26 protein-coding genes and 1 pseudogene are annotated in these 23,296 nt (G+C 35.2%); 7 read left to right on the top strand and 20 right to left on the bottom strand.

Going from position 1 to position 23,296, the window contains the following annotated elements; all coding sequences use genetic code 11:
* Window positions 1–3: 3 nt before the first annotated feature.
* From JFU54_RS21285 to JFU54_RS21235, 11 genes are all read right to left on the bottom strand, one after another.
* Window positions 4–669: a DUF7018 domain-containing (lipo)protein gene (locus JFU54_RS21285; protein ID WP_000644839.1), complete on the bottom strand. Its 666-nt coding sequence runs from the start codon at window positions 667–669 to the stop codon at window positions 4–6.
* Window positions 670–960: 291 nt separating this feature from the next.
* Window positions 961–1,812, bottom strand: coding sequence for a DUF2935 domain-containing protein (locus JFU54_RS21280; protein ID WP_000554485.1), 852 nt, complete (start codon window positions 1,810–1,812; stop codon window positions 961–963).
* Window positions 1,813–2,023: 211 nt separating this feature from the next.
* On the bottom strand, window positions 2,024–2,224 hold the full coding sequence (locus JFU54_RS21275) for a sporulation YhaL family protein (RefSeq protein WP_002087191.1): 201 nt from the start codon (window positions 2,222–2,224) through the stop codon (window positions 2,024–2,026).
* Window positions 2,225–2,300: 76 nt separating this feature from the next.
* On the bottom strand, window positions 2,301–3,173 hold the full coding sequence (locus JFU54_RS21270; protein WP_113769064.1) for an alpha/beta fold hydrolase: 873 nt from the start codon (window positions 3,171–3,173) through the stop codon (window positions 2,301–2,303).
* Between the two features lie 239 nt (window positions 3,174–3,412).
* Entirely contained in the window at window positions 3,413–3,658 is a 246-nt protein-coding gene (locus JFU54_RS21265) for a Phr family secreted Rap phosphatase inhibitor (RefSeq protein ID WP_201066262.1), read from the bottom strand.
* Window positions 3,658–4,752, bottom strand: a complete 1,095-nt coding sequence (locus tag JFU54_RS21260) for a response regulator aspartate phosphatase (RefSeq protein WP_201066260.1) — start codon at window positions 4,750–4,752, stop codon at window positions 3,658–3,660. The genes JFU54_RS21265 and JFU54_RS21260 overlap by 1 nt, the downstream gene beginning before the upstream one ends.
* Window positions 4,753–5,008: 256 nt before the next feature.
* Complete coding sequence (locus JFU54_RS21255) at window positions 5,009–5,986, bottom strand: ring-cleaving dioxygenase (protein ID WP_002186504.1); 978 nt, start codon at window positions 5,984–5,986, stop codon at window positions 5,009–5,011.
* 457 nt (window positions 5,987–6,443) lie between these two features.
* Window positions 6,444–6,641, bottom strand: coding sequence for a hypothetical protein (locus JFU54_RS21250; protein WP_002150116.1), 198 nt, complete (start codon window positions 6,639–6,641; stop codon window positions 6,444–6,446).
* Between the two features lie 398 nt (window positions 6,642–7,039).
* Window positions 7,040–7,984 carry a 3'-5' exoribonuclease YhaM gene (gene yhaM, locus JFU54_RS21245; RefSeq protein WP_002030183.1) on the bottom strand — a complete coding sequence of 315 codons (945 nt, stop codon included), beginning with the start codon at window positions 7,982–7,984 and terminating at the stop codon, window positions 7,040–7,042.
* Between the two features lie 41 nt (window positions 7,985–8,025).
* Window positions 8,026–10,950 carry an ATP-binding protein gene (locus JFU54_RS21240; RefSeq protein ID WP_201066258.1) on the bottom strand — a complete coding sequence of 975 codons (2,925 nt, stop codon included), beginning with the start codon at window positions 10,948–10,950 and terminating at the stop codon, window positions 8,026–8,028.
* Complete coding sequence (locus JFU54_RS21235; protein ID WP_201051395.1) at window positions 10,947–12,188, bottom strand: metallophosphoesterase family protein; 1,242 nt, start codon at window positions 12,186–12,188, stop codon at window positions 10,947–10,949. Before JFU54_RS21235 ends, JFU54_RS21240 begins: the two co-directional genes overlap by 4 nt.
* A gap of 602 nt (window positions 12,189–12,790) precedes the next feature.
* Between JFU54_RS21235 and JFU54_RS21230 the strand changes: the two genes are divergently transcribed.
* Complete coding sequence (locus JFU54_RS21230) at window positions 12,791–12,976, top strand: YhzD family protein (RefSeq protein WP_000539551.1); 186 nt, start codon at window positions 12,791–12,793, stop codon at window positions 12,974–12,976.
* 26 nt (window positions 12,977–13,002) lie between these two features.
* Here JFU54_RS21230 and JFU54_RS21225 read toward each other — a convergent pair whose 3' ends face one another.
* Window positions 13,003–13,365 carry a hypothetical protein gene (locus JFU54_RS21225; RefSeq protein WP_002011092.1) on the bottom strand — a complete coding sequence of 121 codons (363 nt, stop codon included), beginning with the start codon at window positions 13,363–13,365 and terminating at the stop codon, window positions 13,003–13,005.
* Window positions 13,366–13,517: 152 nt separating this feature from the next.
* Between JFU54_RS21225 and JFU54_RS21220 the strand changes: the two genes are divergently transcribed.
* Entirely contained in the window at window positions 13,518–13,658 is a 141-nt protein-coding gene (locus JFU54_RS21220; protein ID WP_000273535.1) for a YflJ family protein, read from the top strand.
* Between the two features lie 40 nt (window positions 13,659–13,698).
* On the opposite strand, the gene JFU54_RS21215 is transcribed toward JFU54_RS21220, so the two are convergent.
* From JFU54_RS21215 to JFU54_RS21200, 4 genes are all read right to left on the bottom strand, one after another.
* Window positions 13,699–14,115, bottom strand: coding sequence for a hypothetical protein (locus JFU54_RS21215; protein WP_088038721.1), 417 nt, complete (start codon window positions 14,113–14,115; stop codon window positions 13,699–13,701).
* Window positions 14,116–14,237: 122 nt separating this feature from the next.
* Window positions 14,238–14,672, bottom strand: coding sequence for a hypothetical protein (locus tag JFU54_RS21210; RefSeq protein WP_002186507.1), 435 nt, complete (start codon window positions 14,670–14,672; stop codon window positions 14,238–14,240).
* Window positions 14,673–14,835: 163 nt separating this feature from the next.
* Window positions 14,836–15,480, bottom strand: coding sequence for a response regulator (locus JFU54_RS21205; protein ID WP_002087211.1), 645 nt, complete (start codon window positions 15,478–15,480; stop codon window positions 14,836–14,838).
* Complete coding sequence (locus JFU54_RS21200; protein ID WP_088038718.1) at window positions 15,470–16,687, bottom strand: sensor histidine kinase; 1,218 nt, start codon at window positions 16,685–16,687, stop codon at window positions 15,470–15,472. Before JFU54_RS21200 ends, JFU54_RS21205 begins: the two co-directional genes overlap by 11 nt.
* A gap of 361 nt (window positions 16,688–17,048) precedes the next feature.
* Between JFU54_RS21200 and JFU54_RS21195 the strand changes: the two genes are divergently transcribed.
* The 4 genes from JFU54_RS21195 to JFU54_RS21180 all read left to right on the top strand — a co-directional run bounded on the left by JFU54_RS21195 (window position 17,049) and on the right by JFU54_RS21180 (window position 20,505).
* The gene (locus JFU54_RS21195) at window positions 17,049–18,038 is read left to right on the top strand and encodes a zinc-dependent alcohol dehydrogenase family protein (protein WP_201066256.1); all 990 of its coding nucleotides are present in this window, start codon (window positions 17,049–17,051) and stop codon (window positions 18,036–18,038) included.
* A gap of 164 nt (window positions 18,039–18,202) precedes the next feature.
* Window positions 18,203–18,883, top strand: a complete 681-nt coding sequence (locus tag JFU54_RS21190) for a FadR/GntR family transcriptional regulator (RefSeq protein ID WP_201051393.1) — start codon at window positions 18,203–18,205, stop codon at window positions 18,881–18,883.
* Window positions 18,884–18,959: 76 nt separating this feature from the next.
* Window positions 18,960–20,144 carry an MFS transporter gene (locus tag JFU54_RS21185; protein ID WP_201066254.1) on the top strand — a complete coding sequence of 395 codons (1,185 nt, stop codon included), beginning with the start codon at window positions 18,960–18,962 and terminating at the stop codon, window positions 20,142–20,144.
* A 55-nt stretch (window positions 20,145–20,199) separates the two neighbouring features.
* Window positions 20,200–20,505, top strand: a complete 306-nt coding sequence (locus JFU54_RS21180) for a hypothetical protein (RefSeq protein ID WP_201051391.1) — start codon at window positions 20,200–20,202, stop codon at window positions 20,503–20,505.
* 560 nt (window positions 20,506–21,065) lie between these two features.
* On the opposite strand, the gene JFU54_RS21175 is transcribed toward JFU54_RS21180, so the two are convergent.
* The 4 genes from JFU54_RS21175 to JFU54_RS21160 form a co-directional block, all read right to left on the bottom strand.
* Window positions 21,066–21,377, bottom strand: a complete 312-nt coding sequence (locus tag JFU54_RS21175; protein ID WP_000637510.1) for a YbjQ family protein — start codon at window positions 21,375–21,377, stop codon at window positions 21,066–21,068.
* Between the two features lie 138 nt (window positions 21,378–21,515).
* Complete coding sequence (locus JFU54_RS21170; RefSeq protein ID WP_000635858.1) at window positions 21,516–21,719, bottom strand: DUF4028 family protein; 204 nt, start codon at window positions 21,717–21,719, stop codon at window positions 21,516–21,518.
* Window positions 21,720–22,038: 319 nt separating this feature from the next.
* Window positions 22,039–22,569 (bottom strand): general stress protein, encoded by a 531-nt coding sequence (locus JFU54_RS21165; RefSeq protein ID WP_002011077.1) that lies wholly within the window; start codon window positions 22,567–22,569, stop codon window positions 22,039–22,041.
* A 36-nt stretch (window positions 22,570–22,605) separates the two neighbouring features.
* Complete coding sequence (locus JFU54_RS21160) at window positions 22,606–22,746, bottom strand: hypothetical protein (protein ID WP_002011076.1); 141 nt, start codon at window positions 22,744–22,746, stop codon at window positions 22,606–22,608.
* Between the two features lie 222 nt (window positions 22,747–22,968).
* On the opposite strand from JFU54_RS21160, the pseudogene JFU54_RS21155 reads away from it, so the two are divergent.
* A pseudogene (locus JFU54_RS21155) lies at window positions 22,969–23,219 on the top strand (hypothetical protein).
* The last annotated feature ends 77 nt before the right edge of the window (window positions 23,220–23,296 follow it).

Raw genomic sequence — 23,296 nt, 5'->3', positions numbered from 1 at the left:
TTCTTAGTTAGTTTTGCTACCGATACTCTTCGCTGCTTCTTCAAACAGTTTTGAGCCTTCTTGTGCTTTACTTAATGATTGATGCATTTTACTCTCGTCTTCTTGGTCTAATGCATCAAAGAGAAGTTGAAAACAATCCGCATACAGTTCCATCGACTGCTTTATCTTCGCCTGTTCTCCTTGTAACTCAGGAGGTGCTTGTAGATTCTTCAATTTCGTTGCGGTTGCCTTTGCTCCACCTAAACTCAGTTGTACTTCACTTTTCTTTTGTTTGTATGATTTTACGTCTGAATCTGCTATTCCTTCAATTAATTTCATTGTATCTTCAATTTGAGTGGCACTGTTTATAATATCTGCCTTGTACCTTTCAACATCTGAACCAGTTACCTTACCAGTTGAAGAATTAGAAGAAGTAGAATTATTTGAAGAAGAACTTTGTTGACTACTTGATGAACTACTGTTTGTATCTTCACCTTTCGCTACAGATAAGCTATCCTCTTTCTTGCTATCCGTTGACTTACTCTCTTTTTCAGCAGCCTTACTCTCTTTCTCTACCTTTTGCGTTTCTTCTTTCTTTGGTTCAGCTTTCTTACCATCAGTTTCAATTGTAATACAACCACTCAATAACATAACTGGTAACGCTAAACTTACTAATTTCTTTGCTTTCATGATTACTAATACCCCTTTATGTGTAAAATTCAGTGCAAACAAGTTAATATACTTAACTAATAAATCCCCCCGAATAATTTATTAGAATCTACTATCCATAGATTTCCTGTATATTCATAATCTTTCCATATATATCATTTTACAGAGAATTACATATTTGGTCAAAGGGATTTATGTAGTCTTTGAAGGGAAATTTACTAAATGAAAAGAAATTTTATTCACAAAGAAAAGAAGCTAACAATAAATTGTTAACTTCTCAGCTGAAAGTAAAATATTATCTTTCCTTATCTTCTAATATCTAGGTTGGGATTGAATATTTGTAAGATGAACATCAAACATATCAATTATTTCAAGAAATCTATCAGCTTCACGGAAAACATGGTCTGCTAATAATGGATGAATGATACTCTTTATTTTACATTGCTCAATTAAATCACGTGCTGTTTTCTTAAAATCCCGAAGAGATGTAACCGACACACGATTTTGATCTAAAAATTGATCTAAAAGAGGGACTGTTTGGGATTGTGGTTTCATAGATTCTAAGTCAATTGCTTGATACATCAATTCATCAAAATCATTGCTAAAATTCCGTGCTGTGTCTACAAGCTTTCTTTCCGATGGATCAAGAAGATGACCAATAAATTTAGCATGGTCTGCCATAATCCTTAAAAAGAAAACATTTTCTTTAATAATAGCATCAGGAAGAGCATCTAATTTACCTTCATTTAATTGTATTAAACGTTTTCTAAAATAATCAGCTTCCCTACTTGTATGGTCAACTAAAAGCGGAAAGTTATTTTGTCCTGGCAATTTACATGTGAGAATTAATCCTAAAATTTTTCGTTTAAATCCCCAAATATTAGTTGCGGCTTGTTGTACTTCTGAATTAAATCTTTTTATTTGCTCAGGATCTGTTTCATTTGTATAGGAATGCGCTATTTGTTCGATATGTTCAAACAATCGATAAAATTGATTAGCCTCTTCAATTAGTTGAGTATCCTCACATCTAAACCCTAAGCGAAGAAAAAAAGAATGCTCCTTCATGATTCTAGACCAAAAACGAATTTCATTTAATGAACGCTCAACAAACATTACAGATGTAACACCTGTATCAGGATGTAATGATGTTTCATCCCTATGCATTGTTAATCCCCCCAGTAAATACTGCGCTAGTTCCATTCTTATGAGTAAAAAATATATAAATACCATCAATAAAAGTTCATGATGAATATTGTATACATGTAAAATTCAACTTGTATAAGCTTAGCTTGATGAACATATACTGCTCCTCCAGCAAAAAAGGCTACCAGCTAGATGTAAAGTTCTACTAGTCGGTAGCCTGTCAAAATTTCTATTAAAGCAATACCGAATCTTTATCACTATCCTGATTCCGCTTCTCTCGCTCTTCTTCTAAACGCTTCATATATACTTCGCCTTCTTTTTCGATAAAATCATTATCCATCTCTTGCTCTTTTTTCGAAGTATATAAAACCATGTAGCCACTCAATACGATCCCAATGATTACAAGATAAATCCACCATGGTAAAGTTTCCACTTTCGTTCATCCCTTTCCTTAGACAAGCCTTATTAGTTTCACTTTATGAGGAAAGAAGTGGATTTATGCTTAAATTTTATTGTGGATTCTTCGCGAAGAACGCTTGTACATATTCCATAAACTCGATTGGTTCCTGGCGAAACGGTGCGTGGTATCCTTTTTCAATGATATGGAACGTACTATTTGCAAATAGCTCATGATACAGTTCACCATTTTTCCAAGAAACACTCTTATCGTGTCGTCCCCATATAATTAAAGTCGGTACCTTAATTTTATCTGCTTCCATCGCAATGCGGCGCTCTCTCATTTTCGTAAGCTGATCATAATGCTCTTTATCATCGCGACTATTTTTCACTTCATTTTTATTATAATCCGTAATCTCTGTTACAGTTTGTAAGTCTGTCGATAGTGGCGGCACTTCATAACTTTCTTTTTGCTGGAAAGACTCTATTCCTGTAGAATCCGCTAAAACGAGATGCGTTACTGCATCCGGATATAAATACGCTAAATTTAGAGACATCTCTCCGCCCATCGAATGACCAAGTACTGCGAATTGATCGTATCCGAGCTTCTTCATTAACTTATAATATAAATTCACTTGCGTGGGAAACGAATACTGAAAATCAATTGGTTTAGAAGAACGCCCAAACCCTAAAATATCAACCGCAATAATCGTATGGTCCTTTACAAGTTCCGGATAAATATCATTAAACCCATCTGAAGAACCACCGAACCCGTGAAGCATAAGTAAAGGCGGTTTCCCCTCACCAATTTGCTTAAAATAAATCGTCTGCCCATCAATCTGCGCCATACTCTCTTTCGTATTCAGCCTCATCATCACAGTATCTTTCACTTCTTCAACCTTCGCAATCGGCTTATCAACGAAGTTACATACTATTAATAAAACAAGAACAATACCGCTAATAAAATAAAATTTAAACCGTTTCAAAATTCCCGTCTCCTTTCTCTTGTTGCTATTTAAAGTTTTTACATTATTTGGTTGTTTTATGATTGTTTTTAATTGTAACCATGACAGTTACAATTATACTAAAAAAATATTACTCACTGCCATTAGTGATGGTTACTTTGTAACTATTATAGTTACACATTTAAAGTAAGTCAATTCTTTTCTCTACATGTCCTAATAACAAAGAAAGGGACTTCATGTTGAAGTCCCTTTCTTTGTTATTAGAGTTGGCTTACTCCGCCGTCTCCTCTATTATCTGCAGGTGCTCCACCTGTATCACCAATATTAACGTAGTCTGGTCTTGCTGGCGCTCCTCCCGTGTCACCTATATTAACGTAGTCTGGTCTTGCTGGTGCCCCTCCCGTGTCACCTATATTTACAGCTTGATTTGTAAAAGAACTATTGAATCCAATTGATAATCCCCCTACTAATGCAGCCCCAACAATAGCTAAACGAAATTTCTTCATTAGTTTAACGCTCCCTTTTCCAATATATTTTTTTGAGCCTTATTATTCATATAAAAATATTTACTTGCCTTAACATAATCATCAACCTCATAAAATTTCATTGCTAAAATTTCAGTGTATTCTTGAATACAATCCCATAATCTTTCTCTCTCAAAATAAGAAAGGCCTTTTAAAATTACATCTTCAATAATTGATATAGAAGAATTTCCATTGAGTTCTTTCAAAATTTTAAACCGATGTTGAAATTCTTTTTCACCTAAATCAATACAAATATTTAAACCTTTTTCAACAATTGGATTCGCTAAATTATATTCTCCTAATTTGTAATGTTCACGTGCTTCTACAAACAAGGCTTTAAAATGTTCTGGGTAATTTTTTGTCACCTCAGATATATGGCGAATCGCTAATTCTGAAAGGTTTTGACTGGCATAAAGCCAAGCTAAATTATGTCGAACCATTAGCATATATTTTTTTTGATTTGCTTTTTGCAATACTTCCATAGCAGCATTAAAGTTCTCTTCCGCTAATTCATAGTGATCTATGTCTACGCAACATAGTCCAAAAGCATTTTCACATAATCCTACTTTTATTTCATAGCCTGGATATTTCAAAAATGCCGCTTTGGCTCTATTCAAGTAATCTATTGCATGAACTTGGTCATATTTTTGATAATAGAAATTCCCCATCCGATAATTAAACTCCGCATGCTCTATCGGATCTGCAATATATTTCAATAGCTTCTCAGCTTGTTCATACTGTTCTTTCGCTTCGTTATAATTTGAAATTAATGTGCAATGAAATCCTTTAAAAAAATGATAGTAATACGCTAGAAAGCCTTCTTCCGGAATTTCGAAAGATTCCACTTTATCAAAACTATCTTCTCTAATTGAAATCCAATCAACTAATGCATCATATCTAAAATTCAATAATGTATGATAAAGCAATACATCCTGATCCACGTCCAACCCACTAATCGTACTATCAATTTCTTCTTTCATTTCCGTTGCTTTCTCTATGTTTTGCTGCAACATTACACGATACCAATTATCTAAAGAATGTTTCATTTGCTCCTTCGTTACTACATCTGTTCCCATACCTTCGCATCCCCTTTTCTCCAAACTTACAAAATTTGGATATTTATACAATTATCCAAATTGTATATTATCACCCCTTTTCTATGTATTGAAAAATAATTGTCAGAAAATTTATAATTTAAATGAATTATACCAAATATTTCTATTTGTAAAACTTGAGAAACATTTTTCAGAAAAATTTATAGACCAAATAAAAAAGCAAGCAATTCCAGCGATTCGCTAAAACTACTTGCTCTTCTACTTATTATCTCTATTTTTACTCTTTAATAAATTCCTTCGTACTTCTCACTGTATCAATCGGACGAACTAATTTTTCGATTTCTTCACGCTTTGGCTCTAGGAATGGAGGTAAAGATAATTTTTCTCCAAGTGTCTCGTATGGCTCATCTCCCATAAAACCAGGGCCATCTGTTGCAAACTCGAATAAAATTTGCGGCGCAACTCTTGCGTATAATGACTCAAAGAAGTGACGATTTACATAACCAGATGAAGGGAGTCCAACTCGACTTAGTCGCTCAATCCACTCTTCTAATACAGCGCGATCTTCTACACGGAATGCTGCATGATGCACTGTACCAAAACCTTGTTGTGCTTCGGGAAGAACCGTATTATGTTCTACAATGACAGAGGCACCGTTTCCACCTTCACCCACTTCAAATAAGTAGAACTCTCCTTCTTGATCAATCTCTTTAAATAATAGAACTTTTTCTAGCACCTCTTTGAAATAACTAAAGTTCGCGATACGAATAAATACAGGTCCTAAGCCAGTAATTGCATATTCTAATGGAACTGGACCGTTTTGCCACGGTGTACCTGATTCTATCCCGTTATCTAATTCATCTGAGATTAATTGATAGTGTTGATCATCAAAGTCAACAAATGAAAGAGTTTTCTTACCAAATTGCTCTTTAATGCCTGTATGTTCCACTTCGAGACGGTCAAAGCGTTTCACCCAATACGCTAACGCTGCGTCAGTTGGAACACGGAATGAAGTTTTTGAAATTTCATTTGTACCGTGTACACCTTTAGGAACGCCTGGAAAATCAAAGAAAGTCATATCTGTTCCTGCACTACCTTTATCATCTGCAAAGAATAAATGATACGTTTGAATATCATCTTGGTTTACTGTTTTTTTAACTAAACGCATTCCTAAAACGTGAGTGAAAAACTCATAGTTCTTTTCTGCACTACTTGTAATCGCTGTAACGTGGTGTATTCCTTTTAATTGGTTCATTTTATATTCCTCCAATAGTTTTAATTTATATTTAACTGTTTTATTTTTGCTCGCTGGTCAACAAAGCGCGTATTTATAAAAGTAATCAGTTCATTTTACCAGTCAAGTGATAGTTAAAAAAATAATTCACTGTGTAAAACGATTCGTTCGAAAGTAATAATTCCTTTCGTTACTATCACTTTACAACTCAAGTGATTAAAAAGCAAGTAAATTATCTTGAATTCGAGATATTTTTTAATATCTCAGTATTAGTTTAAAATGCTATATGTTTTGTGGCGTAATTATTTTCATATCTACTGGTAATAAAACCTTTTCACTCGCCAAAATAAATAGCCCACAATCAATGAACTAATCATAGGCTATTAAAATTCTTTAATAGCCAAATATCCTTACAATAAATTGTAATTTTAGCGAATAATTAATATTAGTAATTCTCTGTTTCATTAAATGATTTATTTTATATATTCCAAAAATCACTATTTATATCACTGTTATATTTATAATCAACCTTTTCTTTACCACATTTTTCGCACTTATAAATATTAGCTGTCCCAATCTGCCCTGTTTTAAAATTTTCACTATCCTGAGTTTTAATAAATTTATAATTGTGTATACATCTAGGTTCTCTTACTTTATCCATCCATTTTCCTAGCATAAAGTAATCACTCTCCTTAAAAGAATATTCCTAATACAACTCTATATTTAGAATACTCTACAAAAGATTTCCAATCAACGAACACGTTCTCTTGCCTCCCTTGCATCACATGATATGCAAAAGGGTTGTTTTGTTTAAGATCCGTTTTTTTATTGACAACAGATCCTCATCCATTAGCTTTACACGAGCTAATGGAATATAAATTTGCCGTATGATTTACATCTTTTTCTCTCATTATTTCTTTCCTCATCAAGGAATAAATAATGGTTTTTAAAGCTATTTGCAGTGTCTTCCCTTATCAGGGCAATAAAAGATGGTGTGAAAACTTAATTTCACACCATCTTTTTAAACAATTTTATTGTCATGCCACACTTAATGAGGCCATTCTATTCACAATCTTAATTATGGAACGTCGGCTTATAGAACGAACGATTATCAAGAGCAAAGACACGCTCAGTGTATTCACCTGGTTTTGTGCGTCCTAATGCGCGGTCCATCATGTTCATTTTTGCATCTAAGTTATCGATGTAGTGCAGAATTTCTGCTTCTTTCACTAATGGTGGTTTTGGGCTACCCCATTCTGCTTTTCCGTGATGGGAAAGGACGATGTGCTGAAGGATTAATACTTCCTCTGCATCGATTTGTAGTTCCTCTGCTGCTTTACCAATTTCGTTCACCATGATAGAAATGTGGCCTAGTAAATTTCCTTCTAACGTATACGTCGTAGAAATTGGTCCAGATAGCTCAAATACTTTACCAAGATCGTGTAAAATAACGCCCGCATATAGTAAGTCTTTATCTAACGATGGGTACAGAGCCGAGATAGCTTTCGCTAAATCTAACATTGATACAACATGGTAAGCTAGTCCAGATACGAACTCGTGATGATTTTTCGTCGCTGCTGGATATTCTAAAAATTCGTTTTGATGCTTATTTAACAAATGTCTTGTTAGACGCTGTATGTTCGGGTTTCTCATTTCAAATATGTATTGCGTAATTTTCTCAACCATATCTTCTTTTTTTATTGGAGCTTTTTCTACAAAGTCTGAGATGTCTGTTACTTCATTCTCATTCGCAACACGAATTTGTTTCACACGTAATTGAATACGTCCTTTATAGTTTAGAATATCTCCAGCTACTTTAACGATTGTTTCTGCTACATATTGTTTCTCAACTTCTGGCGATACGTCCCATAGCTTTGCTTCAATATCTCCACTTGGATCTTGTAAGATTACTGTTAAAAACGGCTTGCCATTGCTTGCGAGACCTTTTGTCGCTGTTTTAATTAACAAGAAAACATCGACTTGTTCACCAACTTCATATTCTACAATTTTCTTTTTCATTCGAATTCCTCCACCAAATCAGTTACTTTTAGTATAGCATACTACAACTCATTTTCTTTACGCTTACGTGTTAATTTTATAATCTCATTTTCTGTAAAATACGTTAATAAATGCGCATGGCATGTAAAGAAGATAACTTGTCTATCTTTCGCAATTTCTTTTATAAGTTCAATCGTTCGATTCGTCCTTACCGCGTCAAAATGTACGAAGCTATCATCAATAATAAATGGATAGTCATGCTCAAACGTTTTCGCTAGCGCAAATCGTAACGATAAATATAACTGCTCCGCTGTCGCTTGGCTTAGTTCATGACTGTAAAAACGCATACCATCGTTACGTTCGACAATGAAAGGTTCCGCTTCTGACGGTGAGAATATTTTACTATATCTCCCGCCTGTTAAATACACGAAATACTCTTCGGATTTTTGTAAAATACGCGGCAAATGCACTTCATGATAATATTGCTTCGTTTTCGTTAATACTGTCTTTGCGGCCGCATATGCAGCCCACTTCTTCACTTGTTCACGCACTTGCGCTTTTTTCATTTCCCACTCATGTAGTAAATCACCATACGTACTGCCTTCTTCTAAATTCGCAATTTCTATTCGATGCTTCGCAATACGCTCTGTCAGTTCTTTCTCTTGCGCCAGACAGCTTTGCGCGGCTGTAATTTCTTGCTTTAATTTTTCATCATAACCGTCAGCCTCATAATGCTCAGCTAATGACAAACTCGTTAAGCGCTGTTCTAACAAATCAATTTGAGGTAATAAACGCCCCACTTGCTTATCCGCGTCTTCACGTTTCTCTGCCAATTTTCCAGCTTCTAAAAACATCTCTTCATCTGTAGATTCTGCGATATGCCATAACCCATCTCGCTCTACTAGTAGTTGTTTTAATTGCTCTTGCATGAACTCATATTCTTCTTGCCATTCCGCCAGCTTCTCTTTCAGCTGCTTACAAGTTTGGCGCTTCTCTTTTTCATTTTGCATACGACTTTGCGCCTCATGTAAATTGCTATACTCCGTGCTATCGATAACAGTTTCTAGTTTATGCTCAAAGTGCGAAATCATTTCATACAATGAAGATTTCCGCTTACTTTGCTTCTCTAAATCACGATATAATTGCTGCATTTTTTCAATACGCTCAAACGCTGGCAACATGTGCGCATACGTATAAAATTCTGGGAACATATAGCGCGTTTTATACGCATCTACTTGTTCTCCTATTTGGAAAGTTTCTCTCTCCCATTCTTCATACGATGAAACGACTTTATCATAAGCACGTTCCATTTGTTGTAATTTATAAGACTCTCGCTCAAATAACTTTCGAATCTCTTCATCCTTTTCTAACTGATAACGAACGGACATCGCCTCTTCACTTTGACGACCGCCAGCACTTTGCTGAAGAGTAAGAAGCTCTTCTTGTAATCCACCCGAAGGATCTTTATATAAAACGAGTGCTAAAACAATCCCTACAAAAACAATGACACTAATAAATAATAGCGCGCGGTTATCTATAAATAGACTCGTGAATAAAACAAGCGTGTTAATAGGAAGTAACAGAAGACAAATTCTTTGCCACTGTTTTTTCTTTTGCATAGCCGCCCCTGTTTTTTCCTCATACTTATGCTTCATTCTCTCTGCGCCCATACCGATAAACGCCGCATCTTGAAATGATTTTTCTCTCTCAACTAACGTATTTCTTTCTTCATCAGCTAACATTTGCTGGCTGATTTGTCTTATATTTTCTTCTTGCTCTTCTAATTGCTCCTGAGCCGTTTTGAAACGTTCATCAAGCTGCGTTTTTTGCGTTTCTAACTCTCTCGCTTTTTGCACCGTTTGTGTAATTAATTCTTTCGTCGCTAAACTTATATCAAATGAAAGAACAGTCTCTTGTTCAAAAGTAGCGCCAATTTGTTGCTGTAGTTCTGCGATTTCTTCTTTTATATTCGCAATACTTCCCGTCATATCACGCATTTCTTGGCGTGCATTTTCATAAGACATATGCTGCATACGAAGTTCTTCTACGTAACTTTCTTTTTGTAAAAATGCTTTATCTATTTCTGTGGAATCAATTTCTGATTGCACTGTTTCTATCTTTTTTTGAAGTGAATCTATTTGTACTTGGAGCGGTTCTATCTTTGCCTTTACCGCCTCATAGCGCGCCATTCCGTTTACAGGAAACTGCCCGTTCTCGCTTTTCAACACTTTCTCGTGCGCACTCTTTTCAATAACGAGAGGCTCAAGCGCCGCTAATATTTCATAATCTTGCTTTCGTCTTTCGGCTGACTCTTTTTCCGCACGAACAGAAGCAAGTTTCTCTTCACTTTCTTTTAACTGCTCGACCTGTTTTTCATACGTGCCAATCTTCCCTTGCCACTCTTTCATCTTTTCCTCAATTTTCTTCATCTCTTGCAGTGACACGTTAATTTCAGGATTACGACCACTCGGCTTAAAACGCTGATTCATTTCTTTTTCTAATTTTTTATCTAACTGCAATAACGCATCACTTCCTACTGCGCTGGCCGAAAATAAATAATTGCCGATATCCGCTTCGCCGAGCTGATGAATATTTTGAAGACCATGCATATCAAATGAAAAAACAGAATCAAATAAGCTTTCATTCACACCGCTTAATATATCGTTTAAAATATCTTCGCCGCCAGTTTTCCCGTCCTCAAAATAAACGGTCACCGCGCCTACTGCCGTCTTTGGCAATCGTTCAATTTTCAAACGGCCGTACTTCTCTGTTTGAACAGTGACCGCTCCGCCATACTTCCCGCCTTCTTTCGGTTCATAACGGCGCTGTCCTCTCGTCGGAAAACCGAATAAAATACTTTTCATAAACGAGCGAATTGTCGATTTTCCCGCTTCATTTTCACCGTACAACACCGTCAGCATTGACAGATCCATTTCCACATTTTCTAGTTTTCCATAGCCATAAATATGGAGTTTTTCAATTCTCATTTTTTATCCCTCTCTTGCTGGAATAATTGCTCTAAAATAATATTTTCCGCTTCCTTTTGAATCTCTTTCTTCTCTTCTTCCGTAAAAGCTTCAATGCTATTACGTGCTACAGGAGATGTCCAAATGGTGCGCAATACTCCGTCCATATTTGTGAAAGCTTCTAACTCTTTCAGCACACTACCGACGAAATGATTTTCTTCTTTCAAACGTTCAATTTCCGCAAAAGAAACCGTCTCATTTTTCCACTTCATCGCATACACAAAGTCTTTTCGCTCTTCGCCAGCTGCTAAAATATGAAAAATCTCTTCCACGCGCTTGTCTTCACGCAAATAAGGAGAAAGTGGCCCCTGCCCTGTAAATACGACAGTTAAAAGCGTGCCTTCCTCTTCTCTTCTGCATTCATTCATCGCACTTGACGCGCTCGTCATAAGATCATCAACAGTTTCAAGTCCATCGATACTAACTTCAATCTCATCCCACACAACATCCGCCGTATGGAAAAATGAACAATGCGTTCCTTGTTTCGTAAGTTCAATAAGGTACGCACCTTTCTCCCCTGTTTCCTTACGATGACGACCTTGTATATTACCCGGATAAATAATGTACGGCTCTTCTGCTAAAATTTCACGTTTATGTATATGACCAAGAGCCCAATAATCAAACGGCTTTTCTTTCAGCTCACGAATTTGAAACGGTGCATAACGATTATGTTCTGCATCCCCTTCCACACTTCCGTGAAGCATTCCAATATGGAAAGGCGCATCACTCATTTTCGTATACTGCGCTGTCATATTATCCGTTACCGCCTGTTGCAAATAACTAAAACCATAAATAGAAGCTACAAGCTCACCATTTTTATAAAATGACTTCTCTTCCACATAAGGCTCCGTAAACACGTGAACATTTTCCGGAAACTCAATCGCTGCCCAGCTTCCCCCTAAATGATCGTGGTTACCGTGAATAATAAAAACGGGAATATCGTACTGCGAAAGTCTCTTCATTTGCTCACGCACAAACACTTGCGCCCTCAAACTTCTCGTCTCCGCATCATACAAATCCCCGGCTAGTAATACGAAATCAACGCGCTCTTGAATCGCTTTATCAACAATACGCTCGAACGATTCAAACGTACTCTGCTTCATTCTCTCCCAAACAGACTGTGGTACATTCATTTCCATCCCTTTAAACGGACTATCCAAATGCAAATCAGCCGCATGTATAAACTTCACTTGTTTCACAAATAACGATCCTTTCTATAGTTCAAAAGTTTCATCTTATCCGCATGAACACAAACAATAAATGCTCAATTGTTGAAAACTAGTAATAAGCAGGAAATAAAAAATCCCCCACTGATTAAAGTTTCACCTTACCCCGTATTAACGGGCAGTAGGCAAAGAAGCCAATCTGAAAGTAAACTGCCCATAAATACCCGATTGGTTCAACTAATAACTAGTGGGGATGAAAAGACTCTCCACTAGTTAAAGTTTCACTTTACCCCGTATTAACGGGCAGTAGGCAAAGAAGCCAATCTGAAAGTAAACTGCCCATAAATACCCGATTGGTTCAACTAATAACTAGTGGGGATGAAAAGACTCCCCACTAGTTAAAGTTTCACTTTACCCCGTATTAACGGGCAGTAGGCAAAGAAGCCAATCTGAAAGTAAACTGCCCATAAATACCCGATTGGTTCAACTAATAACTAGTGGGGATGAAAAGACTCCCCACTAGTTAAAGTTTCACTTTATTGTAACACGCAATGTCATATATTTCTTTGCATATTCTAGTGATTTATGACAAAATAGTTATAAGATTCTGATTTTAATTATTGGAGGGAATTTTCATGGGAGTATACGTTCTAACAGTCTTTGAAAAAGATGGTTCAAAAGCATTAGACGAATCATTCGAGGCAGCAACTGAAAAAGAAGCGAAAGCAAAAGGTGAATCTATTTTACAAGAAAAAGGATTGTACGAAAAAACACATCGCTGCACATCTTCTGCAGGTAAGCTCGTTTTATTCCAGCGCTAAAAAAAGAAGCGTCATCCGCTTCTTTTTCACTCTACTATATCTTCGTCACACCACGTAAACGCCACATCTAGAATACGATTACCGATACGTACGCGCTTATTCCATTTTCCTGTTTGGATCTGATGTTGCAATTCCGCTTTCATCTTTTCCGTCCAGTCGTGAATCGTGTCACTACGGTCGTACGGATATACGCCTGGAAATTCTTCCTGCAGAAGATGCAAGCTCTCTGCATCAAAATGAAAATGGAAGAAGTAGTTTGCTGTAAGCGATGGTTCTTGCAATCGTAAAAAATGATCATCAACTTGCTTTCTATTTCTATAGAAAGTAAAGATATTCACTTTACCGCTCGTAATTTGGTCAATTTGAATTTCGTGCTTCTCTATAATCACGTCTTGCCCACCTCGTTATATACTACCCTTAGTATATATGTCTTTTGCAACAAAGTTAACCATTTTCGCGCGAAATTCATTTCCTTCATTATATTACCCGTACCTCCAAGTACAATCAGGACAAATAAACAAAGTTGAAGGGGAGCGATCACATGTATTTCGGAAGCAAAGGTTGGTATGTAAAAGAACTTAAAAAATTAGGGATTCGTACTTACGAAGGTAAAAAACTAGAATCTTATCGTACACATATTTTATCTAGTTTACTTGAGAGAATGAAGAAAGCTTCGGCTTAATAGATGTAGGAAGCGACTACGGTTGCTTCCTTTTTATTTACTAAATAAAAAGGAAATCATCATACCTTAACTTTACCGTTATACTTTCTTGATAGAAACCGCCCATTATCAACTGAATTTCTAGTACCAAATACTCTTCCAGATAATCATTTGTATATATTTTAAATTCTCCATACTTATTAACCCGTCCGCTTCCAACATACATATCACTACTTGTTATGACAATTGTTGAATGGGGTTCTGCACGGCCCAATATACGATTATTACTATAGTCCAAAGCATCCACATTTATTTTTTGATGAATATTATTAACTGAATCTCTACATTTATTTTCACACAAATTAACATTGCTTTCTTCAGCCCTCGATAGCGCTCGATTCCTACTAGTCTTTTCTGAAGAGAAAGCAACATTCCCCAGCCAACTAAACCTATCAAATGTAGTAATAGGTAGAAACATCTACGTTAACTCCCCCATTCTTCCAATACTTCCATCTCATTTTTTATCAACTACGGTCTTTTAATGAACTTACAGCAATACGTTTTATGTTGGGGTAAAAGAAAATAGCTTTGGTTTTCCATTCAATTTCGCACTGTTAATTTGTACAGAACACATAGAATACTGTTTTTCACCCCAGATGTAATGACAACACCACACAAAAGAAACCACGATCCATTAAATGTAAATCCACCTTCAAATATATTAATAATAATTATGTTGCCAATTATTAAGAGAATCCATGAAATGGAATACTGTTTTCCATTTGTAATATATAAAATTTCATCCTCATAACAGACTGTAATTCCCCCACCTTGCCAAACACCAATAGCGAAAGAAATAAGCGTAACTGCCAGTAACTCTGCTTGTAAATCCCTAGTCATTTGTTGCGGCGCCGTATAAGTAATAATCCCTATCATCATGAGAAAAGTTATAATATCTATCCAGTTTAATTTTCTTTGTTTGCTTTGCAGCCAAATAAAGAAAATTAATACAGGAATTAAAAGCAAAGTTTCCATTTAATTATTCTTCTTCCTTTCCTACATTAGAAACGTCTATAATTGTAATGCAATTAGATTGTTCTTAAATCTCTCATACTTTCTGAAGCATAACATGAGAAAGAAATAAAAAAATCGTACAAAAGGGCAAGCCTATAATGTACGATTGGGCATATATAATGTTTTAAAAATGAATTAACTTCCTTTCAATAGATACAGCTACTGCTTCTGACCGTGAATTAACACCTAATTTATTGTATATATTTGTTAAATATGCTTTTACCGTTCGCTCAGCTATTCCCATATCAAATGCAATTTCTTTATTCTTATATCCGCGCGCAATAGCTTTCAGCACAAACAATTCTTTAACCGTTAAGTTATTTTCTGCAACCTTATCAGCATGTACTTCTTTCCTTTTATACTTCACTATCTTTTCCATAATATTTGGTTGTAGTAAAATCTCACCTCGAATAGCCGCTTCCAATGTTCGAAACAAATTCTCTCGATCCGTATCTTTTAGCAAATATCCTTTTGCCCCTAACTCAATTCCCTTTAACATTAATTCATCTTCGTTATAAGTAGTTAATATAATAATCGGCGTATGGTTTTGTTTTTCATTCAAAGCCTCAATTGTTTCTAAACCACTCATTTTAGGCATATTCAAATCCATTAAAATGACATCAGGTTTCTTCTTTTCTATGAAAGAAAGGGCTTCTTCTCCGTTTGCAGCCTCACCTATAATTTGAAATGAATCACTCGTTTCTATTATTAATTTCAGACCTTCTCTTACAACGAAATGATCATCTACAATTAATACGTTATGTTTCATGGCTATCTCCTTCTTTATTTATAGGCACTTGAATATACACTTTCGTACCTTTCATCTTTTCACTCAATATATGTATTTCTCCCTTAATCAATCGAACACGCTCATTTAGACCAATTAAACCATAATGTCCAGGATTCTTACCGATATATCCAGTGTCAAACCCAATTCCATTATCTTCAACTTCTATAGTAAGTTTTTCAATGTTATCGATATATTCAACTTTTAAATGAACATCTGTTGCCTGTGAATGTTTTGCGATATTCGTTAAACATTCACTAATTACATATAAGCAGTGCTCTTTTACTACGCTTGAAATATACGGTGGACTTTGGATAGTAAATCTCACATGTATAGACGTAGCTTCAGAAAAACGTTGAACCTCTTCTTTTACTGCTCCATTAAATGAATTAGTAGTATGACGCAAATCATCAATAACCAACCTTGCATCATGTAAAGTTTGTCTCGCTCTTATCATAGTTTGTTTCATAATCTCTTGAGAGCGTCCTGTATTCCCTTTTTGCATATGGGCATCTATTGCTTCCAATTGCATAATTAAGCTTGCTAAACCTTGCGCTAACGTATCATGTAAATCTCTTGCCATACGCTGCCTTTCATTAGCTAATGTCAATTCTTCCACTCTCATATATGCAGACTCTAACTCTTGAATATAGCTCTGTATACGATTACGTGCATCAAATTGCTGCTTATTAATGTAAGAAAAAGGAATAATAATTGCTAATACTAAAAGAAACATAGAGATAAGAATAGCTAATTTATTCACACCATAATTGATACTAATTGCAGCACAAAATATTGCATACATAAGAGTAAAAACTGCCATTACTTTAAATATATTGTTATAAACATATAAACTTTGGGCGATTAAAATAGGAGTTAATCCAACAAAAATCGCTATCGAAGCATTTGTTGCAATAAATGCAGCCAAAAACACAATGAAAAGTTGTACAAAAAAGAAGTACAACAATTGCCTATTTTTTAATGAACTCGCATACCAATGAAAAATAGTATGAATAACAATGACTATTGTAAAGAAAAAACTATCCATAGAGAAAATATTATTACGAAATTCTAAAAGCATTGAAGCTATATATACGAGTGTAATCCATAAAATAATAAACCTTCTTGGAATAAATACCACTTCCAATACATTTGTATCCAAATCTATATTTAAACTTATTTTTTTCATATCTGACCTCCACCATTACATTATACAAGATGCAACTTACATTTTGATAAAGTGAAGGCTTTTACATACAGCCCCACTCCCACAAATAGCGGGATAAGTCACTGATTCCTCTTCATCCTCATTACCAAATACAAATACGAAATATTGTATATCGAAATGCATTGATGTTTATGTAAGATTATTATTCAGCAATCCATACAATGCTACATAACTAATGTATATTTTTAACATTTTCACAATCAAAATCTCCTCAAAGTATAAACGATGACTTTCTGTTCCCTTTTATTTAGTGCTAATGAAATAATCATTTAAACTGAAAATGCTATAATTAACCCAATCAAACTAAGGGGGAGCGTTTATCTTGCACGGAAAACACATTCAATTTCATGAGTTTGGTAACCCAAAAGATGTATTACAAGTTGAATATAAAAATATAGAACCATTAAAAGATAATGAAGTTTTCGTTCGTATGTTAGTTAGGCCGATTAATCCATCTGACTTAATTCCAATAACCGGAGCGTACGCTCATAGAATTCCTTTACCTAACATACCTGGTTATGAAGGTGTCGGCATTGTAGAAGATGTTGGCGCGGGCGTTACTAGAGACCTTATCGGTAAACGTGTTTTACCGTTACGCGGGGAAGGTACTTGGCAAGAATATGTGAAGACATCAGCTGATTTTGTAGTCCCTATCCCTGATTCCATCGATGATTTTACAGCGGCACAAATGTATATTAATCCCCTTACGGCATGGGTTACATGTACAGAAACGTTAAACTTAAAACAGAATGATATTTTATTAGTAAATGCTTGTGGATCCGCTATTGGTCATCTTTTTGCTCAGTTATCACAAATTTTAAACTTCCGATTAATTGCAGTTACGAGAAATAATAAGCATACAGAAGAATTACTGCGCCTCGGTGCCGAATATGTAATAGATACTTCCACTGCCCCGCTTTATGAAACAGTTATGGAGTTAACAAACGGGCTTGGTGCAGATGCAGCGATTGATTCTATCGGGGGACCGGATGGAAATGAATTAGCTTTCTCCTTACGTCCAAACGGGCGCTTTTTAACGATCGGCCTTCTATCAGGAATACAAGTGAACTGGGCAGAGATTGTCACGAAAGCAAAAGTGCACGCGAACATATTTCATTTACGGCATTGGAATAAAGAAGTATCACCATATAAATGGCAAGAAACGTTTCGTCACTTAATTCGCTTAGTGGAAAACAAGCAATTACGTTTTATGACGGTACATTCTACATATGACTTAGCGGATGTGAAAACAGCGGTTGATGTCGTGCAGTCTGCTGAGAAAACGAAAGGGAAAGTGTTTTTGACGGGTTAGTAAATGCTATTGAAAGATCTATTTTGATTGATTTTTTCAAAATAGATTTTTTTATGTCTTATAAACCCTATTTTAGTATCCCCGCTTCAACTACCTAAAAAATAACATTGTCAACAGAACTTAAATTGGTTATCATAAAAATGAATATAACAGGAGATGAGCAGATGAATATGAACGAAAAGAAATCTTTTTCAAAAGTTTCTCGGCGGAAATTAGTCGATGAAGTGTTGGAACGTCTACAAGAGAAAATCTTTTCTGGCGAGTATGAAGTTGGCGATCGCCTCCCTACAGAGCCGCAATTAATGGAAGAGTTAGGAGTAGGACGTTCAACGCTGCGAGAAAGCATAAAGATATTAGTACATGCCGGCATATTAGAAGTTCGACAAGGACAAGGTACTCGTATTGTCTCACTAAATACAGCACAAGATTCATTTGAAAAACGACTGCAAGCAGCTAATATTAATCATGTGTATGAAGCAAGAAATATGTTAGATAAAGAAGTAGCTATGTTAGCGGCACAGCGCCGAAGTGAAGAGGATCTTTTATACTTAAAAGGACATTTGAATAAAAGAAAACATGCCCTTCAAGAAGGAAATTATGTAGCATACATAGATGCAGACATTCAGTTTCATCTAGCAATTGCAAAGGCGAGCAAAAACGAAGTTCTACTTGATTTGTATCAATCTTTCGTACCTGCCCTTCGCCACATTTTAAGCCAATTAATATTAAATACAGTGAACTATGAAGATAACTCTGAAATTCATGAAAAATTATTCCAAGCTATTTTAAAACAAAATGCCGAAGAAGCACGAACATACGCCGTTCAAAATTTGGAGCTGAAATAAGCTCCTTATATATTACACTTAAACATCAGATGATATACTCAATAACATCTGATGTTTATGAGAGGAGAAAATCAAATTGAAACATCAAGGACGAACTTATTTGTATATACTAGCACTATTTTTTGTGTCCATTAATCTACGTATCGGAATTACATCTATTTCACCTTTATTAGAAACAATCCGACAAGACTTAAATATAAGCAATTTTTCCGTTAGTTTTTTAACAGCTATTCCTGTTTTTTGTATGGGGACATTCGCCTTACTGACTGGGAAGGTAATTAAAAAATATGGGGCAGAAAAATCAATTATGGCTTGTCTTATTTTAATTGGCTTTGCTACATGTATGAGGGCTTTTACCTCTTCCATTTCCACATTATTCGCGAGCTCTTTATTTATCGGCATTGGAATTGCACTTGCAGGTCCGTTACTATCAGGTTTTATTAAAGAAAAATTCCCTACGAAAATCGGCTTAATGATTGGAATATATTCAGTAGGCATGGGAACTGGCGCTTCTTTAAGTGCAGGGTTAACGATTCCTTTACAACATGTATTAAAAGACGATTGGAATATGGCACTCGCTTTTTGGGGTGTACTTACTATTATCGCTATTATATTTTGGTATCCGGTTATGAAACGAAAAAAGAATACGAGTACACAAGATAAAAAGAATAATAGTTTACCTTTAAGAAATAAAAAAGCATGGTTGTTTACAATCTTTTTCGGACTACAATCAGGAATCTTTTACTCCATTACGACTTGGCTTGCGCCCGCAAATCAAAATATGGGTGTCAGTAGCGAACAAGCTGGTACTCTCATAACTGTTTTTACAGTTGTTCAAATGATATGCAGCTTTTTAATTCCAACATTAGCGGATATTTATAAAAACCGAGCACTTTGGTTATTAGGGAGTATATGCTTCGTACTCGTAGGTTTATCGCTTATGATTTACCCATTAACTACACCATGGGTCCCTTCTATTTTACTAGGTATCGGGCTCGGCGGCGTATTTCCACTCGCTCTCATGCTACCGCTATATGAAACAAAAACTGCAGAAGATGTGAGTGCATGGACTGCTATGATGCAGTCAGGAGGATATATTATGGGCGGATTCATTCCTGTCCTAGCAGGAATCGCTCGTGACTATTTTGATGGTTATACGCAAGTTTTTATTATAATGGCACTTTTAAGCTTCATTTTATTCCTATTAACTTTAGTCATGAATAAAAGGAAAAGAAATGCAGAAGATCTTGTCTCCGCTTAAATTTAAAATGTTAATATATGGTATAATTTAATTAAAAACGAAAGGAGCTTCTAACATGTGGTTCATTTCGGCAATCGCGCCTGTTGTAATAGTTGGTGGAATTGTAGTATTTGTAATTAAAAGATTGGAACATAAATATAAGAACGGAAAATTAGGTAAGAAAAAATCTCAAAAAGCTCAACTGTTATTAGATAGTTTCATACCTATGGGAATGCTTGTTGGCTGTATAATTGGTTTGATTTTCGGTATGTTTTTTCCGGATTCCTCACTACTTTCCATTAGTTTAGGATCTGGAATAGGCTATTTATTTGGTTATTTCGCCTATGAAATTTATAGCAAGACAGGTAATGAGTTTTCATAATCCAAAAGAAATAAGTGAGGACAGTACATAGTAGCCATATACAATATGTACTGTCCTTTATTTTTGCATCAACACTATCACCTTCCCTTTCATATCCTATACACCTTTTGTATTGATTTCCCTCTCCTTATCTCAAATAACAATTTTATTATTTATCATAAAGTTAACACTCTCGTTAAACATATATAAAGATTGTTGTATTTCTTACTTTTCTCCTTGAAAACAATATATACTACATTTGAAATAAGCGGGTACGTCTGCTTATTATCTAAATTCCCGTGCAATACCCCCTCACGAAATGCTAGGAGAAATCCTAGCATTTTTTACAATAACGTTTGCCGAAAAAGTTTTGGCACTTTAAACATATGTAAATTATAGTTTCTTTTCAACTTTATCACTTAAACCGTTATATCATTTGAGTGAGCTAGTACATCCGCCCTCATCTTATTTTTTCCACTTATAAAAATCCGTCCACTCTTCTTCATTTTAACTTTAATCACGAAACAAAAAAATCCCCTCAAAGCATAAGCTTCAAGGGGTGAGCCTGTATTTTTACTTACTTATATACGTACAGCTGTACCACTTACAGCAACCATTAACATTCCATCACGAACAACTTCATAATCTACGTCAATACCAACGATAGCGTTCGCACCTTTTTGTTTTGCAAGTTCTTTCATTTCATCCATTGCGATATCACGAGCTTCTTTTAGCTTGCTTTCGTAAGAACCAGCACGACCACCGACAACATCACGAACGGAAGCGAATAAGTCGCGGACAATATTTGCACCCATAATAGCTTCACCATTTACAATATCAATATACTCAATAATTTCTTTACCTTGGATTCCAGACGTTGTTGTTACAATCATGACTGACACTCTCCTAATAACTTATAGTTTTTTGATTAGCTTTCTTATGTCTTTATTATGACACGGAAAAAGTATCTAATCTATTGAATTACCTTACAGGAGTGTGACAATTTTGTAAGAATAAAGCGCCTATTATGCTTAATAAAGTGCTTTAACATTCGGATACATAAACGATTCTCTATTTTCTTTCCAATCCTTTTCTACTTCTTTAAAAGTTGGTCGCCCTAACTCTTCCTTGTTTTTCTGTTTATGAAACCATTTCTTTACATACTTCTCCCCATTTTGATTTTGAACTGTACAAAGGAAACTATTACTACTATCCTTTAATATTTTTACAATCACGAAAAGACACCTCTTCCCTTTTCAATAAAGTGAAACTTTAATCAGTGGGGGTTTTGTTCATCCCCCACTGATTATTAGCCCTCACCAATCGGGCTTTTACGGGCAGTTGATCCCCCACCTAACCTCTTTGCTTTTGCTGAATTTTGAGGTGGGGGTCTTACTGCCCACAAATAGCGGGATATCATAATAGAACTTGATCTTTTACTATAAGCCCTTCCTCTCTTATAGTCATACGACTCCTCGGCCGCGCCAAAGTTGTAAGATCAAAAACGATATTCACTATGTTTACATTTTTCATCATTGATATGTGAAGTAAATATTATTTAAAGAAATCGGAGTTATAAGCATTATGCTTATCAAATATTTTATAGATTTCTAACTTATCATCTAATTTTGCATCTACTAAAATTAATATATTTCCATCGTAAATGTATTCTTCATATTTTTTAGCATGTTCTTCGGGAATTCCTAATCCGATAAATGCTCCTATTAAACTTCCAGCTCCTCCGCCAATACCGGCTCCTCCAATAGCTGCTGCGATAGGTCCCGCTGCTACGATTGGACCCATTCCAGAAACAGCAAGTATACCAAGACCTGTTAATAAACCACCGAGTCCGCCTGCTACTCCTCCTGCCACAAGCCCTGTCGCTGAAAAGATATCCGCTTTATGTGCCGTTTCACTATTCACTTTTTCACCCGATTTTTCTTCCAGATGTTCAATTTCCTTTTGATCCTTCGCAATAGCTGAAATGTTACCCGCCGAGTATCCTTTATCTTTTAATTCATTAATAACGAATGCCGCATCATCAATTGTTCTAAAAATACCTACTATTTTTCTATCTACATCCATAACTATTAACCTCCTAAAGTTTTATATAATGTATCTTTATCTTTCTTCATTTCTGTATACACTAACCTTCTTATTAACATAACCATTTACGAAAAAAGCGAATAGTAACAGCATTACAAGCGAACTACTTAACAAGTAAATTAAATCAAATGTAATATCAATCATCATTTCATTCATGTATACCAGACTCCTTTTTATTTAAAGTAAAAGTATATTTTTATAGACTAGAAATCTTATAATTCATCTTCAGTCAATCTCTTTGTAGTATATGTATACCCTTCTTAACCCTTTCTAAACCTAAAATACTATAATTATATTTTTTCTTATTTATATGTTTAACATTTTTTAAAACGGGTATGTTTATATTGTTATGCTTACTATATGGAAAGGAATATTTCGATGAATGCAATCCAATCTACTACTATTCTTTATAATGAAACACCTACAATAACGCAGATTCATCATTTTTATGCTTTAATGACAACATTTCAAACTAATTTATTTATAAGTAAACACGGAACACTTACTTCTATTAAAAGCTTAAGCACATTAATATCCTTTTTCCTTACTGTAAAAAGAGAGAGCTTGTATTATTTATCTTTGAAGGAATAGATGCAAAAAAAGCTTTAAGCACACTCTTTCCTTCTTAAAAGTTTTATTATCCCCCAATTCCCTCGATTGTTACTTTTCATATATGTTTTTATATTTCAAAATGATTTCCTCTATT

It is taken from the genome of Bacillus sp. TH19 (assembly GCF_016651075.1).
In the GTDB taxonomy this organism is placed as follows: Bacteria; Bacillota; Bacilli; order Bacillales; family Bacillaceae_G; genus Bacillus_A; species Bacillus_A mycoides.
The sequence above is the reverse complement of the archived record's forward strand: the minus strand, read 5'-3'. Positions and strand labels throughout refer to the sequence as shown.